The 15485-nt window shown below is 44.3% G+C and carries 19 protein-coding genes and 1 riboswitch; of the genes, 7 read left to right on the top strand and 12 right to left on the bottom strand.

Annotated elements, in window-relative coordinates:
* Nucleotides 1-25: 25 nt before the first annotated feature.
* Nucleotides 26-127: riboswitch (TPP riboswitch) on the bottom strand.
* A 61-nt stretch (nucleotides 128-188) separates the two neighbouring features.
* From FHS45_RS03685 to FHS45_RS03645, 9 genes are all read right to left on the bottom strand, one after another.
* Nucleotides 189-968 (bottom strand): sulfite exporter TauE/SafE family protein, encoded by a 780-nt coding sequence (locus FHS45_RS03685; RefSeq protein WP_062445476.1) that lies wholly within the window; start codon nucleotides 966-968, stop codon nucleotides 189-191.
* Between the two features lie 92 nt (nucleotides 969-1060).
* Entirely contained in the window at nucleotides 1061-1297 is a 237-nt protein-coding gene (locus FHS45_RS03680) for a sulfurtransferase TusA family protein (protein WP_258953993.1), read from the bottom strand.
* A 31-nt stretch (nucleotides 1298-1328) separates the two neighbouring features.
* Nucleotides 1329-2456, bottom strand: a complete 1128-nt coding sequence (locus FHS45_RS03675; RefSeq protein ID WP_371872012.1) for an MBL fold metallo-hydrolase — start codon at nucleotides 2454-2456, stop codon at nucleotides 1329-1331.
* 20 nt (nucleotides 2457-2476) lie between these two features.
* Nucleotides 2477-3028, bottom strand: coding sequence for a sulfurtransferase TusA family protein (locus FHS45_RS03670; protein WP_062445472.1), 552 nt, complete (start codon nucleotides 3026-3028; stop codon nucleotides 2477-2479).
* 53 nt (nucleotides 3029-3081) lie between these two features.
* The gene (locus FHS45_RS03665) at nucleotides 3082-3378 is read right to left on the bottom strand and encodes a rhodanese-like domain-containing protein (protein WP_062445469.1); all 297 of its coding nucleotides are present in this window, start codon (nucleotides 3376-3378) and stop codon (nucleotides 3082-3084) included.
* A gap of 18 nt (nucleotides 3379-3396) precedes the next feature.
* The gene (locus tag FHS45_RS03660; RefSeq protein WP_062445467.1) at nucleotides 3397-3765 is read right to left on the bottom strand and encodes a rhodanese-like domain-containing protein; all 369 of its coding nucleotides are present in this window, start codon (nucleotides 3763-3765) and stop codon (nucleotides 3397-3399) included.
* A 192-nt stretch (nucleotides 3766-3957) separates the two neighbouring features.
* Nucleotides 3958-4158 (bottom strand): class I SAM-dependent methyltransferase, encoded by a 201-nt coding sequence (locus FHS45_RS03655; RefSeq protein WP_341829885.1) that lies wholly within the window; start codon nucleotides 4156-4158, stop codon nucleotides 3958-3960.
* A 24-nt stretch (nucleotides 4159-4182) separates the two neighbouring features.
* Complete coding sequence (locus FHS45_RS03650; RefSeq protein ID WP_062445465.1) at nucleotides 4183-4413, bottom strand: glutaredoxin family protein; 231 nt, start codon at nucleotides 4411-4413, stop codon at nucleotides 4183-4185.
* Between the two features lie 28 nt (nucleotides 4414-4441).
* A complete protein-coding gene (locus tag FHS45_RS03645) occupies nucleotides 4442-4831 on the bottom strand; it encodes a DsrE/DsrF/DrsH-like family protein (protein ID WP_062445462.1) in 390 nt (129 codons plus the stop codon).
* A gap of 506 nt (nucleotides 4832-5337) precedes the next feature.
* On the opposite strand from FHS45_RS03645, the gene FHS45_RS03640 reads away from it, so the two are divergent.
* The 3 genes from FHS45_RS03640 (at nucleotide 5338) to nfsA (ending at nucleotide 7278) form a co-directional block, all read left to right on the top strand.
* Nucleotides 5338-5526, top strand: a complete 189-nt coding sequence (locus FHS45_RS03640) for a hypothetical protein (RefSeq protein WP_062445460.1) — start codon at nucleotides 5338-5340, stop codon at nucleotides 5524-5526.
* Between the two features lie 270 nt (nucleotides 5527-5796).
* Nucleotides 5797-6522 (top strand): hypothetical protein, encoded by a 726-nt coding sequence (locus FHS45_RS03635; RefSeq protein ID WP_062445457.1) that lies wholly within the window; start codon nucleotides 5797-5799, stop codon nucleotides 6520-6522.
* An 18-nt stretch (nucleotides 6523-6540) separates the two neighbouring features.
* Nucleotides 6541-7278, top strand: coding sequence for an oxygen-insensitive NADPH nitroreductase (gene nfsA / locus FHS45_RS03630; protein WP_062445455.1), 738 nt, complete (start codon nucleotides 6541-6543; stop codon nucleotides 7276-7278).
* Nucleotides 7279-7331: 53 nt separating this feature from the next.
* Here the strand turns inward: nfsA and FHS45_RS03625 are convergent, their stop codons facing one another.
* Nucleotides 7332-7907, bottom strand: a complete 576-nt coding sequence (locus FHS45_RS03625; RefSeq protein ID WP_062445453.1) for a hypothetical protein — start codon at nucleotides 7905-7907, stop codon at nucleotides 7332-7334.
* 161 nt (nucleotides 7908-8068) lie between these two features.
* Here FHS45_RS03625 and FHS45_RS03620 point away from each other — a divergent pair, with 161 nt between their 5' ends.
* The 4 genes from FHS45_RS03620 to FHS45_RS03605 all read left to right on the top strand — a co-directional run bounded on the left by FHS45_RS03620 (nucleotide 8069) and on the right by FHS45_RS03605 (nucleotide 12008).
* Nucleotides 8069-8806, top strand: a complete 738-nt coding sequence (locus tag FHS45_RS03620) for an NAD-dependent protein deacylase (protein WP_062445451.1) — start codon at nucleotides 8069-8071, stop codon at nucleotides 8804-8806.
* Nucleotides 8807-8876: 70 nt separating this feature from the next.
* Nucleotides 8877-9878: an aldo/keto reductase gene (locus FHS45_RS03615; RefSeq protein ID WP_062445448.1), complete on the top strand. Its 1002-nt coding sequence runs from the start codon at nucleotides 8877-8879 to the stop codon at nucleotides 9876-9878.
* Between the two features lie 417 nt (nucleotides 9879-10295).
* The gene (locus tag FHS45_RS03610) at nucleotides 10296-11429 is read left to right on the top strand and encodes a CapA family protein (protein ID WP_062445446.1); all 1134 of its coding nucleotides are present in this window, start codon (nucleotides 10296-10298) and stop codon (nucleotides 11427-11429) included.
* A gap of 102 nt (nucleotides 11430-11531) precedes the next feature.
* Nucleotides 11532-12008 carry a DUF456 domain-containing protein gene (locus tag FHS45_RS03605; protein WP_062445443.1) on the top strand — a complete coding sequence of 159 codons (477 nt, stop codon included), beginning with the start codon at nucleotides 11532-11534 and terminating at the stop codon, nucleotides 12006-12008.
* Between the two features lie 37 nt (nucleotides 12009-12045).
* Here the strand turns inward: FHS45_RS03605 and FHS45_RS03600 are convergent, their stop codons facing one another.
* Together FHS45_RS03600 and fdhF are read right to left on the bottom strand one after the other, a co-directional pair.
* Nucleotides 12046-12510: a helical membrane plugin domain-containing protein gene (locus FHS45_RS03600; RefSeq protein WP_062445441.1), complete on the bottom strand. Its 465-nt coding sequence runs from the start codon at nucleotides 12508-12510 to the stop codon at nucleotides 12046-12048.
* Nucleotides 12503-15457: a formate dehydrogenase subunit alpha gene (gene fdhF, locus FHS45_RS03595; protein ID WP_062445438.1), complete on the bottom strand. Its 2955-nt coding sequence runs from the start codon at nucleotides 15455-15457 to the stop codon at nucleotides 12503-12505. Before fdhF ends, FHS45_RS03600 begins: the two co-directional genes overlap by 8 nt.
* Between the last annotated feature and the right edge of the window lie 28 nt (nucleotides 15458-15485).

Raw genomic sequence — 15485 nt, 5'->3', positions numbered from 1 at the left:
TTTCGTTAAATTAATTATACGTGTCACCTTAGACTATGCACTTCCCCACGCTGGTATTATCCAGTTCGGGTTCTAAGGGTCAGAGTCCAGGACTCCTCTCAGCTTACACGCACCCCTAGTGCTCGAAATTCGCTATGCAATTTTTCATTTAATTATAGCTTAATAGATTTCCAATCCTTTGTAAACAATTAAAGAAGAACGTCCCACCAGATTTTGATGGCAGTGCCGACAATCAATGCTGCCAGGATCCCCTGAAGCAATTTGGTGTTTACTTTCTGACCTGCTTTTGCACCAAGCGGAGAGGCGATCAGACTGGCAATAATCATAATGAGCGCAGGCACTAGGACAACTTGCCCGGTCATGACTTTACCGACGGTAGAACCAATCGATGAAATGAACGTTACAGCAAGAGAAGTCGCAATCGTGACGCGTGTTGGGATCTTAAGCACGGTTAACATGATCGGAACGAGCAGGAATGCACCTGCTGCACCAACGATACCGGCTGCGACACCGACGGAGAAACTTGCCGTTGCGGCGATTGTTTTATTAAAGGTCACCTCTTCAGGTGGTATATCATCCACATTTTTTCGTGGAATAAACATCATGATAGCTGCCAGCAGGGCAAGCACACCATAGACAATCTGTATCCCTGTTTCACCCATGGCTCGGGACCCATAGCTGCCTATGAAACTACCAATCAAAATGCTTGCACCTATATAAATAATCAAATCTTTATTCAGATAACCGCCTTTACGGTAAGCCCAGGCACCGGCAATGGTTGCAAAGAACACCTGGACGGCGCTGATGCCGGATACTTCGTGTGCGGTAAAAGCGGCGAACCCAAGCATAGGTGGTATATATAAGAGCATCGGATACTTAATGATCGATCCGCCGATCCCTACCATTCCTGACACATATGATCCTGCAAAACCAATCAGGAATATCGTGATGTAAAAACCCAATTCCATTTTTTCTTCCTCCCTTTATCTCTATGAAAGCCTTACCTATTGGAAAGGGACAGCCCCCCAGCTGTGCTGGTATGTCTGTCCCCCTTTATTCCTCAGCCTTTCTTGATCCAGAATTTGAGGACTTCGTCTTCTTCTTTCTGATCGACGAGTTCGTGTCCACTGGAATCTGTCCATGCTGCTAAGTCTGCTTTTGCACCTTTATCTGTTGCGTGGATTTCCAGGATATCTCCACTGTTCAATTCATCCATCGCTTTTTTTGTCTTTACGATTGGCATTGGGCATGCCAGGCCTTTTGCATCTAGTACTTTATTTGCTTCCTTTTTTAAAATTAACCGGGAGCCCCTGGAATGGGACAGCCAATCAGGATACCGCGCAGCGGTTTGGTCCGATTTCCATTTCACGCTTTTCTTCTTCTTCTGGAGTTAATTTACCCATGTTTACCTGACGAATTTCCTGATATGCGTTTGGCTGTGGTGGAAGGTTTTCCGTAACCATCTTACGGAATTCGCCTTCATCTTCCACGTTCAGGCCAGTGTTCACTTTATAAAGCTCACCTAGTGTTGCGGATACTTTCCCATCATCCTGTACTTCACTCATGTTAGCGAAGTGGGCAGGAAGTACTTCCAAGTCATCAGGCAGCTCTTTGTAACGGCCGTACAGTGTGTCGCGCAAGTCGCCGACCCAGTCTTCCGTAAGACCTGCAAGGTCAGGACGGCCGATAGATTCTACGAACAGGATGTCACCAGTCAACAAGTATTTGCTGTCGATGATGAAAGAAGTAGATCCGATCGTGTGACCTGGAGAATATACGGCTTGTGCGCCAACTCTAGTGGTACCGACGGTGATTTCACTGCCATCTTCAAGTGCGTTGTAATCGAATTGAACTTCGGTTGCATCTTTCGGTGGCAGCCAATATTGGGCACCTGTTTCTTCACGAAGTGCACGACCGCCGGAAATGTGGTCCGCGTGCAGATGAGTGTCTGCAATTTGAACGATTTTTGCGTTCTTTTCTTTTACAAAGTCAAGGTATGGCTGAATCATACGGTTAGAGTCGATGACCATTGCTTCCCCATCAGAAATGACCATATAAGATAGACAGCCTTTTCCTAGACGTACGAACTGGTATAGTTCACCGCCGTCAGAAATGTCGCCTACTTTGACCGGCTCCAGGTACTCACTCCAGGCTTTCATACCGCCTTTCAAGTAAGATACGCCGGTCATGCCGGTTTCTTCAAGCATGTCGGCAACCATCATAGAAGAACCTTCTTTTGCACAAACAACCAATACGTTTTTGTTTGGAAGTTTATCCATGATGCTTTCGACACCATCAAGAAGATCGAAGTAAGGTACGTTGAAAACTTCTACACTGTCGCCTTCGATTTTCCAGTCTGCGAATTCTTTTTGGTTACGAACATCCAGAATAAACAATTCTTTTTTATCAATTACTTTACGTGCAATTTCTTGTGCGCTCATTGCTTTTGGCATTATAACCCCTCCAAGTTAATGATTTATTTTTCTACGTCGCCGTTCCAGTCTTTCATACCTGGCGTTACGTTGAATGCGTTGTAGCCTTTTTCTGCAAGTTTCTGTGCTGCCATGTCACTGCGGCTTCCGGTGCGGCAAATAACATAGACATCTTTATTTTTTTCGATTTCATCTGCTTTTTCATCAATTTCTCCGAGCGGCACGGATACAGCCCCAGGAATGTGGCCGAATTCATATTCTGCTGGTTCACGAACATCAAGAACAGTGATCTCGTCATTCAATTTACCTTTAAGGTCTTCATTGGAAACAACCTGGTCATGCTTCTCCTCCGGTTTATCTTCGGAGTCTGTACTCTTGCGTACATAATGGTACAAGACGTCGCCATCTTCTTTATAACCAAGGTATTGATGACCCATGTTTTCAGACCATGCTTCCAGATCAGCGATCGAACCGCGGTCTGTCGCCTGAATTTCTAGTACGTGGCCAGGCTCCAGTTCTGTCATCGCTTTTTTCGTTCGAACGATTGGCATCGGGCAAGCCAGCCCTTTTGCATCTAATACTTCATTTACCTTCATTGAAAATACCTCCTATTATAGATGAAAGTTGATGTGTGTCTGCGTCAGGTCGATTACTCGACTTTACCGGTCCAGGACATCATGCCGCCTTCCATGTTGGTAACGTCATAACCATACTGATCAAGGAATTGTGTCGCCTGACCGCTGCGGCCGCCAGAGCGGCACACCATGATATAGTTTTTATTTTTATCCAATTCATCTTTTCGGAACTCAAGCAAGTGAAGCGGGATATTTACCGCACCAGGAACTTTGCCCTGGCTGACTTCGCCGACTTCACGGACATCAACGATATTCAATTGTTCCCCTTGTTCCATTATTTCTTTAACTTGTTCTGCTGTTAAACTTTTCATTGTTCGATGGTCCTCCTTTTAACCTCTCCAGGCATTCATGCCGCCCTGGACATTGATCACTTTTTCAAAACCTTTCTTCTTCAGCATGCCGGAAGCTGCTGAGGAACGGCCGCCACTCTGGCAGATGACATAGACAGGCTTTTCCTTATCCAGCTGGTCCGCCTGCTTTCCTAATTGCTGGAGCGGCAGGTTGTTAAAGCCTTTAATATGATTCGCCTGATACTCGCCAGGTGTACGGACGTCTATGAACTGTTTTCCTTTTTTCTGTTTCATTTCGTCCTTCAATTGTGAAATTGTAATCTGGCCGACGCCTTTTGCCGGCATCAGCCGTTTGGCTAAAAACCAAACCAGGAATGCTACTGCTGCGATTGTAATGATTGTTTCCATTTTTCAATACCTCTCTTCATAATTACCTTAACCCCTATGGGTATAGTTTGAACTTATTTTTTTAAAAGTCAACCCTTCATTATTGGCGGACTTTTAAAAAAATAAGTGGAGCGGGCAGAGGAAGCAACAGCGCTCCCTCCATCCCTTTATTTTGTTGTAACAATTAGAAAAACTTTGCTTGTCGCCAAGTCCTTATGGCGAAAGCCTTAGTATTTTCTTATACTTTAACCCTTTAACAAAATTAAACTTTCCTAAAGTATAAAGTCCTTCTTTTTCCGCACGCTCAGCCACCATCTCGAACATTTCCGGCTGGATATCGACCGCTGTCACACGGCCCTTCGTCGCTTTTGCAATCGGTAATGTCAAATACCCGTTTCCTGCTCCAAGATCGATGACTTTTTCATCGCCATATATCTTTTACTGTTTCGGCAAATACTTCAAGAATGTTTCTGGATCGAATCCGATGACCCATTGACCGTCGATATTCGTTTGTGGAACTCCCATTTCTCCAGTTGTTTCCACTAACTTTCTCCCTTCTTCTGGATCATTTTCCAAATTGACTTCCTTATAGCTGACAATCATTTGATCTAGAAATTGCTTGACCATGGTGCAATAAGGACAGGTGCTGGTCGTATATACTGTTACCATTTACTCCACTCCTTTAAACCTTAGTATATTAGAATGTAAGCGATACATCCGCGTCTTTGGCAAAGTTCAGGAAAGTTGCTGCGCCGCCAACTTCGATTCCGTCAACGAAGTCCTCTTTTGTAAGACCCATAACGTCCATTGTCATTTGGCAGGCGATGAAACGTACACCCATTTCCTGAGCCATTTCAACCAATTCAGGGATAGATGGTACGTTTGCTTTTTCAAAACCTTCCTGGAAGTGTTCTGCTCCTTCAGGCATTGGAAGTTGCTTATGAGCTTCCTTGTGGATCAGGTTCAAACCCTCGAATGTGAAGAATACTGCAGTTTCACCATCGTAAGTTGCAGATGCGTTTGCAATGTTCAATACTTTGTAAGCGTCGAACGCTCCACCGTTTGCTGCGATAATAGCTGTTTTCATTAAAAATTCCTCCTTGAGAATGTTATTAATATTCTTACCGTCTAGAAGTTGCCAACCCCTAATACCCCGGCGGGTTAAATACCCTGTGATGTATATTAAAGCATCTCACCATAATAGTCAAGGGGGTATGCCTGAACTTTTTTTGGAATTCATTATAATAGATACAACCCTTGATATAACGCGGTTCCACACCTTTTCATCCTATAAAAAAATAACATAACAGGTACCCGGATGCGTATAAAAAGGATAACAGAAATATGCAAGAGGTTGAAGGCAAACACGCTTTTATGAGTAGCTCTCCCTATTGTTGAAGAACTGTATATCGAGGTTTCCTTATTTACGAAAGTAAGTCACCAACACCAGTAGTGCTTTTGGTCTATTTATTTTTACAAATAGATAACAAGCATCTCAAAAAGCACATCGTTTTCCCTCTTTATTGTCATAAAGGATTAACGCCTGCATATTTCGGGAATTTTATTAACATAATAAAGCAAGGAGGGTTGAACATGATTTGGTTAATGTTTTTAGTACCCCTTGCCCTACTCATCGCCGTTGCGATCTATATTGAAAAAAGAGGCAACCGCTCGATGGAAGATGCATCTCTTTCGGATAAAGAAAAAGAAATCCTTAATGAAGAATATCTCGACCACGGAGCACAGACCGAGGTTCATAATCCAAAAAACATGAAACTTTAACACCCCTTTTATAGAAAACAGCAGATACAGTACCCAAAGGAACGAAATCCCCCGGTTTCGTTCCTTTTTCCATGTACTCGTCAGATAGTCGTAAGTAGATGCAGCGCTTCATGAGCACAATGATATATGAAACTCACTTATAGCATATTGTATTTCTGCAGTGGTATCTAACCTAGCAAATGTGAAATATTGTAATCCCTTTCTGATAGTGGTAATTTTTAATAGAGAGGAATAATAATAGAGAAGAAAATTAATAGAGGAGCTAAAAAAATGAAACACATGTTAATATTTCTTCTGGTGAGTATCATCCTGGTAATTGGCGGATGTTCTTCTGAGAGCAGTAAGGCAACAGAAGACATGGAAGTAGTAAAAGAGAATGTTACAACGAAAGCAAAGGGGGATGAACAAGAGAAAACAAAACCTCCTCATAAGTACCAAGTCCAGCTGGGAGAGAATACATTTACGATTGATTTAAAGAAACATTCAATTTTGAACAATTTTGTCAGTACGTCGAAAGATCCTCAAGCAAAACTCGAGACAATGAAATTTATACCAGTTACAATGAACGAACACGCAGATAAAGCTTTAATTGAATTCGCATGTTATGAAAACCGTTGTTCCTACATACTTATTGACTTTTCAAAGGAAACATCCATTTTGCTGGCGGATCTGGCTAAACTGGAACAGGTTCAGGTTTCTCATGACAATCAAATGGCTATCAAATTCGGCAGAACCAATCAGGATGGTGTCACCACACATCATGTGGAAGTGGTCGATTTAAGTAATCTTGAAGAAAAAACTTTAACTATCGATGATGAAAACTTCCCGGAAGCTACCTATCAAGCTTACCAGTTCCCGATTGAAAATATGGGATGGACATCCACTAGTGAATTGACGATCGATATCCCAAGAGTCGAGGACTACGCTTCTTACAATCTGGAAAACTGGAAAGCTAAAGGGGCACCTGCCACCACTATCACGTTAACTATTAACTAGATATAAAGGGGAATCACCATGAATGAAATGATTGAAAATTTATTAAGTCACCGCTCCATCAGAAAGTTCAAATCAAAAAAATTGAACGAGCAGCAAATCGAAATGATTATATCCAGCGCCCAGCACGCTTCCACTTCAAGCTATATGATGGCTTACTCCATTATCGGGGTTACGGATGAAAATAAAAAAGCGGAGCTTGCGGAAATTACCGGACAAAGCTATGTGAAGGATAATGGCCATTTTCTTATCTTTTGTGCCGATTTGAACCGGGTGACAGTCAAAGCGAATGAGGAAGAATATGAAGCGATGCTCGACAACCTGGAAAACAGCGAACATTTTCTTGTTTCTGCTATCGATGCCGCTCTCGCAGCACAAAATGCGGCTGTTGCAGCTGAGTCTATAGGGCTCGGTATCTGCTACATCGGCAGTGTCCGTAATAACATTGCCAAAGTCGATGAACTATTGGATCTACCCAAACACGTCATCCCCCTTTTCGGCATGGCAATCGGCTACCCTGCTCATCACCCGGAACCAAAGCCACGCCTTCCGATCGATGCTGTCTATTTTGAAAACAGCTACAAACATCATGAAGAAGCATTGGATCGTTTCGACGATAGAATCGCCAAATATTATGAAAAGAGATCAGAGAATAACCGGACGGACACCTGGACAGACCAGATGAAACGCCGGTTCCAGAACACGATTCGGATGGAGGTCACAGATCATGTACAGAATAAAGGCTTCAATAAAAAATAAAACTTTACCTTCAATAATAAAACAGCTCAAGCGAACTGAGCTGTTTTACTATTTTATACTTCATTCAGGTATCGGTCGAAAAATGTGTCGAGCATTCCAAAATTATTGATGAAACTTGTATGCAGGTTTCTAAACTCTCTATCAAGTGTTGCGCGTGAATGGTCGGAAGCATGCTTTAATTCATTCACTTGCTCTTCTAAATGCAACGTCCTTTCCAATAATAACCTCAGGAATGAGCTTGCATTATCAGTATATTCCTCCTCAAAGACAAGGCCAATCAATACCTCTCTCGCTTGTTTCACTTCAAAATGGATTTTATCCAGCTTTCCCTTTGTAACCTTTGTCGGTTCTTTACTCACCAGCCAACGCTGTTCGAACATTTGTAAAAGGTACTGTACCTGATCGGTGGTTCTGCTGTACTCCTCTTCCCCTTCACTGACTCTTTGATACCGATCCTTAAAAGCTGACAGATCATTTTCATATTGCTCCACTACTACTTCGTCCGGTTGATAGGTTATTGTTTTTTTGGCGCTTACAGGCGAGTAAGGATATAGCCAGGAAACTGCCCCCAGCACGCACACCACAGTTATTAAAGTAACTACTGCTTTGTTTTTAACCATTTTCCCCATATGTACTATCTCTTCCTCTCGAATTGGAAATTCATGATACTTTCAGCCTAACATACATGAAGAAAGTGGGAACCACTATTTATCAGCTTCCCGATTTAATTGTTATACTCCTGTGTACTATAATTAGGATACTTTCTATTTTTTACCTGGGAGGGATATTGATGAACCACTTAGATCAAATAGCAAAAATCATACAACAGGCCAATTCAGTTGCCATCCTCACAGGAGCAGGTGTATCCACGGCAAGCGGCATTCCTGATTTTCGATCCAGTGAAGGATTGTGGACGGAAGATCACGCACGGGAATATTATATGTCCAGCCAGTACTTCTTCAAAGACCCGGTGGACTTTTGGAATAAATATAAACGAATATTCCGTTTAAAGTTGTTAAAAAACTATCAGCCAAACAAGGTGCATCAATTTTTCAAACGGCTCGAAGACGCTGGAAAAGATGTCGCTATAATTACTCAAAATGTCGATGGTCTTCACCAGCTGGCAGGAAACAGCCGGGTTGTCGAATATCATGGCACATTAAATCAGGCATCCTGCCCCTCCTGCCAGGCTTCTTACAGCCTTGATTATGTCATGGAAAACGAAATACCGTATTGCCAGGAACCGGGCTGTGGCGATATTTTGAAGCCTGATGTCGTTTTATTCGGAGATATGATTACTGCACATGATGAAGCGGAAGCGATTCTGGATCATGTCGATGTGCTGCTCGTCATGGGTACCTCCCTTTTTGTCACCCCGTTCAACCTGCTGCCGGAATATGCTGCCTATCGCGGAATTCCTGCCATCATGATCAACGGGGAGCCGACGGGCAAGGATTATTTATTCAACCACGTAATTCATGACGATTTGAGCAAAGTTGTCCGTGAACTTAGTCCATTGATCGATTGAAGTGGAACGATTAAATTCGTGCCATAACGGGAAGAGCGTTAGAGAGACTTGCAGTATGGGAGTGATATTCATGGATAGATTACAAATCAGCAACACGGACTTGAAGGTTAGCCCGATCGGTCTTGGCACCTGGGCGATCGGCGGCTGGATGTGGGGTGGTACAGATGAGAAAGACTCGATTCGCACCATCCATACCGCACTGGATAAAGGCGTCAACCTGATCGACACAGCACCGGTATACGGGTTTGGCCGGTCAGAAGAAATTATCGGGAAAGCTGTTAAGGAATATGGCAGCCGTGATGACATCGTCCTGGCAACTAAAGTCGGTTTGGACTGGAAAGACGAGCAGCCATTCCGGAATGGCAGTAAAGAACGGATTCACCAGGAAGTCGATGATTCCCTAAGACGACTTCAAACGGATTACATTGATATTTATCAGGTCCACTGGCCAGACCCGGTTGCTCCGATTGATGAAACAGCTGAAGCGTTGAACTACCTCTATAAACAGGGAAAGATACGTGCAATCGGCGTCAGTAATTTTACACCGGAGCAAATGGATTATTTCCGGGAATCTGCTCCATTGCATACACTGCAGCCACCGTATAACCTATTTGAGCGTGAGGCGGAGAATGATGTGCTTCATTATGTACAGGAAAACAATATGTCTTCCCTACTTTATGGCTCCTTATGCCGCGGGTTATTGTCAGGGAAAATGACCAATGACCGCAGCTTTGAGGGAGATGATTTACGCAAAGAAGATCCGAAGTTCCAACAGCCGCGGTTTGAGCAGTACTTGAGCGCCGTGGACCAACTGGACAAGCTGGCTCAGGACAGGTTCGGAAAACGAGTCCTCCATCTGGCATTGAAATGGGTCATCCAACAACCAGGCGCTGACATCGCTTTAATGGGCGGACGCCGTCCCGACCAAATGGACCCGATCGACGAACTCGATTTTGAAATCGATGAAGACAGCTTGCGCGACATCGATGAAATTCTGATGCGCCATGTAAAAGACCCAGTAGGTCCGGAATTCATGGCACCCCCTGACAGACAGCAATTAGGAATAAAATAAGGATAGCTGACCGGCGTAAGCAGCCGGTCTTTTTTTTGCTGGGGATCCCCATAGATTGTCCCCGATAAGGCTTCACTGTCTCACTTCCACCATTTTTGTCTCTTAAATTTTCAAAATTGTCTCCTATATTTTTCGTTTTGTCTCTCTAATTTTCTGATTTGTCTCATATACCAGGGGTCGTGTCTCCTATATAGGCTAGTTTTCTCTTAAAACAGATTAAAACCCCGCTTCCTATTTTAATATCCTCCCAAATACTAACTATGAGATATCACCCATTTATGTAATAATAATCTACTATCTTCTAATATTATGTTGTATTGGATAGTTTTGTATATTAGTATGAAGTTGTTATGTTTTTATTTTGTCAAATAATTACTTGAAATCGTTTCTATTTTATTACATAAGGAGTCATCATCATTGAAATACATAGTTACTATCCTGGTTTTTTCACTTATTTTTATCGTCGGTTGCAGTTCTGCTGAAGAAAAAGAGACAAGCCGTCATGTAAGTGCAGAAGGCGGTCCCCTTGCTGAGGAAAAAGGAGCACCATCTCCTGAAGGTAAGGAAGCGAAAGGAACCGAAGCGGAGGAACTTCCAGATCCAGAACCCGAGCCATCCTCGATGACGCTTACATTTACTGGTGACGTACTGTTTGCCATGTCGCTGGAACAAACCGTAGCTGAAAAGGGGCACGCCTACCCTTTCCAGCATGTGAGTGACTATTTTTTGAGCGATGATTTCACATTCATCAATTTGGAGACCGCTGTCACGGAACGAGGTACGAAAGAGGATAAGCTGTACAATTTCCGGACCAGGCCCGAGGCTATGTCCACCATGAAACAAATCGGTGTGGATGGGGTCGCGCTTGCTAACAACCACACACTGGATTATGGGATCGACGGACTGGTCGATACGCTGCATTTCGCAGAGGAAGCAGGCTTAGAAACAATCGGGGCTGGCAGGACGGAAAATGAGGCTTACCAGGCATTCGAAACAGAGATACAAGGGAAGCGTGTCGCGTTCTTGAATTTTTCTAAAGTCCTCCCATTTATCGAATGGTATGCGGTTGGTGAACGGCCTGGGGCAGCGAGCGGCTATCAGATGGAAAGGGTAATCAACATCATCCAGGCGACAAAAGAAAAGAATGACTATGTTTTTGTCCAAATCCATTGGGGGAACGAAAAAGAAATTCAATTTAATGAGTCCGAACAATTATATGCACACGCCATGATTGATGCCGGTGCTGATGGCATTATCGGAAGCCATCCCCATGTACTCCAGGGATTTGAAATGTATAAAGGGAAATTGATCGCCTATTCGTTAGGCAATTTCCTCTTTCCGGATTATGTAGCGGGAGAAACAGCACAGACGGGTATATTGCAGGTGGAAATCGATGAAAATGAAGCAGCCACCTACAGCTTTCATCCCCATTTCATTGAGGATGATCTCATCAAGCCCCATCCGGACAGAAACAGCCTTGCCAGGGCCTTGGAACAGCGTTCCGCTCCAGGGATTACTATTAATGACTCGTTTGAAATAACCGGGGAATAATACAAAGAGACGCATGAGCAGTTAAGCTATGCGTCTTTTTCTATTTAGTGTACGATAGTATATAGAAATAGCAGGCTTTGAACGAAAAACGGAGGTGGGCGAATGGATGTCATTCTATGGATTATTATCATCCTTTTATTCTTATTAAGTTTCCTCAGTCTGGTTTTCCCGATCATCCCAGGGACACTGGCAATTTGGGCGGGCTTTTTGTTATTTCATTTCTTATTGGATAATAGCGAGCTGTCCGGCTTTTTCTGGACAGCGATGGTAGTGCTAACGATTCTTCTGCTTGTATCAGACATCATCGCCAACAGCTTTTTCGTCAAAAAATATGGCGGTACCAAGTGGGGAGAGCGTTCCGCAGCCGTCGGGGTCATCGTCGGCTCGTTTATTATTCCTCCATTAGGGATTCTTATCGTGCCGTTTGTGGCTGTGCTGATCGTGGAAATGCTTCAGCAGCGCTCGCCTCAGGATGCTTTCCGTGCCAGTATCGGTTCCCTGTTCGGGTTCCTTAGTGGATCAGTCGCCAAAATTGTGGTTCAACTAATCATGATTATATGGTTTTTCATCGCTATCTAAAAAATCCAGCACCGGTAAAGGTGCTGGATCTTCTTTATTAGTCTCTTCCCATTCCTTTTAAAAATTGCATCAGCATCGTAACACTGCGGTTGATTTCCGGATCCTTCAAAGCTTTGGCAAGATCCATGAAGCCGGTTTTTGATTCCGGTTCTTTTTCCGTCTCCTCCAATCCGCGATTGACGCGGTCGGAAAGGTTACGGATCGCATCCACATCCAGCTCCCCCAGCAGGAACATGAATCCAGTGAGATTTTCCAGCACACCGGAATATTGATCCTTGTTCAGTTCCTTCGCCATCAGCCTCATCGCATCCTTACGATGATTCGTCAATGCGTACAGGGCTTGCAAAGTATCGGCATCATCCAATGCTTTCAAAAGCTTGATTCCCTCAAGAATGGCATGTTTATTTTCGGATACCGCTTCTTTAATTTCCTCCATATCCCTATCGACCTGTACTTCCTTAGGCACTTCCATCCGCTTAATATTCGTCATCGATTTAGCCATTTTTCTTCACCTTGCTTCCTGGGAATTCGTAGTCATCCCGCTGCCACTTCCGTTCCACTTGAACACTGATTTGCGGCTGGCGGTTTCCGCGACGATGGTTATTCGGCGGAATCGGAGACTTCTCCCCTTTTTTCTGGACAACTTCTAATTTGGCGGCAATTTCTTTATATGCCGGTGTATCGGTGTCCTTATCGACGCGGTTGTCCGTCAGGAAGTTGACAGCTGATTTACCATTGGCACTCATCGGAATATATAATTCTTTACCTTTGACGCGATCGGTGATTGCGACGATTCCTGTCGCTTCTCCTGCTTCCGAAATCAGCTTGATCTCTCCGCCTTCTTTCAAGCCTCTTTCTTCTGCAAGCTCTGGTGAAATTTCCACCCACGCACTAGGAGTTCTGCGGACAATACCTTCCGATTCGTAGGTCATGTTTCCTTCATGGAAATGCTCAAGCAGCCGGCCATTGTTGATATGAAGGTCATACTCTTCTGTAACATCATATTGGATCTGGAAGTCTAATGGATATAATTTTGCTTTCCCATTATCAAAATTGAAACCTTCCTGGAATAACAGCGGCTCATCGGTTCCATCTTCATGTACCGGCCATTGCAGGGATTCGAAGCCTTCCAGCTTTTCATAGCTAACGCCTGCAAATAACGGTGCAAGACTCGCAGCTTCCTCCATGATCTCCTCCGGGTGCGTGTATCCCCAGTCGGTGCCAAGCTCTTTAGCAACCAGCTGGATGATTTCCCAATCCGGTTTCGCATCGTACATTGGTTCCAATGCCTTATACAGGCGCTGGATGCGGCGCTCCGTGTTGGTGAATGTTCCGTCTTTTTCCAGGCTCGCGCATGCTGGCAGAACGACATCAGCATATTCTGCTGTTTTCGTGAGGAAAAGATCCTGTACGACCATGAAGTCCAGTTTTTCAAAGCCGCCCGTAACATAGTTGATGTTAGCATCAACGATACCGGTGTCTTCCCCTTTCACGTAGAAGGACTTCAGTTTCCCTTCATGCATCGCTTTAATCTGTTCATGGTTGTCCATACCCACTTCTTTCGGCAAATCGACGCCCCATGCTTTTTCATACCGTTTTCGTACATCATCATCAGTTACGAATTCATAGCCCGGGAAGTAATTAGGCATGCTGCCGAAGTCACTGCAGCCCTGGACGTTATTATGTCCACGCAATGGATAAGCACCTGTTCCTGGACGGCGGTAGTTACCAGTGATCAAGAGCAGGTTGGAAATCGCTGTACTTGTATCACTTCCAAGCATATGCTGCGTGACACCCATTGCCCAGCAAATCGCGACTTTATCCTGCTCCGCAATTTCTTTTGCGAGGTCCTTCAATTCCTCCTGCGGAATGCCAGTCAGCTCTTCGGCATATTCCATTGTATATTTTTCAAGGCTTTGTCTGTATTCGTCAAAGCCATCGACCCATTCATCAAGGAAGTTTTTGTCTTCCCATCCCTGATCGAGGATATATTTGGTCACTGCGGATAACCAGACAAGATCGGTACCTGATTTCGGTTGATAAAAGCGGTCAGCACGGCGCGCCATTTCATGCTTTCGGAGATCGAATACAAACAACTTTTGACCGAACAATTTATGGGAACGCTTGATTCGTGAAGCCAGTACCGGATGTGATTCGGCCGTATTTGATCCAATTGTCATGACAAGGTCAGCTTTTGCAATGTCGTCGATCGAACCGGAATCACCACCGTGACCTACTGTTCTAAACAGCCCTTTTGTAGCCGGGGACTGACAGTAGCGGGAGCAGTTGTCCACGTTGTTTGTCCCGATCACCTGGCGGGAGAGCTTCTGCATCAGATAGGATTCTTCATTTGTCGCTTTGGAAGATGCGATGAATCCTAGGGCATCCGGACCGTATTCTGCTTTAATTTCTGTGAAACGTTTAGCGACATATTGAATTGCTTCGTCCCATTCCACTTCTTCAAAATGGTCGCCACGGCGAATCAAAGGTTTTCTCAGACGTTTTTCACTGTTGACGTAGTCCCACCCGAAACGTCCTTTAACGCAAGTAGCAATTCCGTTTGCCGGAGACTGAGCGTGAGGCTCAACTTTCAGCACTTCACGATCTTTTGTCCATACGTCAAAGCTGCAGCCTACTCCGCAATACGTACAAACGGTCTTTGTCTTCTTGATACGGTCTTCGCGCATTTTGGCTTCCGTATCCGATACAGCTAATAACGGCCCATATCCGGATTCGACTTTCTTGGTCAAATCAATCATGGAACGAAGAAGACCTGGCTCCTGATCCGTCAGGTAGCCTGCTTCCCCTTCCATATCTTTTTCTAATAATGCGTTACAAGGGCAAGCGGTTACACACAACCCGCAATTCACACAGGAAGACTGGTCAATGGAAACATCATTATCCCAAAGGACACGCGGTTCTTTCCGGTCCCAATCGATGGTAAGTGTTTCGTTGACGACAATGTCCTGACAAGCCTCTACACAGCGCCCGCACAAGATACATTGGTTCGGGTCATAGCGGTAAAAGGAGCCGGACCGATCTGTTTCATAGGAAGTCGGTTTGAATTCCCTTGATTGATGTTCCAGCCCAAATTCAGAAACGGCATTATGTATTTCACAGTCGCCGTTGTTGTAATCACACACCGTACAATAGAGTTCGTGCTTCTCCAAGATCGTATCCAATGCCTCTTTCTGGGCATCATGAACTTCCTCGAGGTTGGTTTGAACACGCATACCTGCTTCGACTTTAGTTCCGCAGGCACGTGTCAGTTCACCGTTTACCTGGACGATACATGTATCGCACGTTTCAATTGGTCCCAACGATTCGTTATAACAGATCTGCGGGATATTTTCACCGGTGGTATTGATAAGATCCAATAGATTTTGTCCTGGATCTGCTAAGTATTCTTGACCGTTGATGGTGACAACAGTATGATCACGCTCTAACATACTATCTTCCTCCCCTACTAGATTGATG

Source organism: Thalassobacillus devorans, from assembly GCF_011761345.1.
Taxonomy (GTDB): Bacteria; Bacillota; Bacilli; order Bacillales; family Halobacillaceae; genus Thalassobacillus; species Thalassobacillus devorans.
The sequence above is the reverse complement of the archived record's forward strand: the minus strand, read 5'-3'. Positions and strand labels throughout refer to the sequence as shown.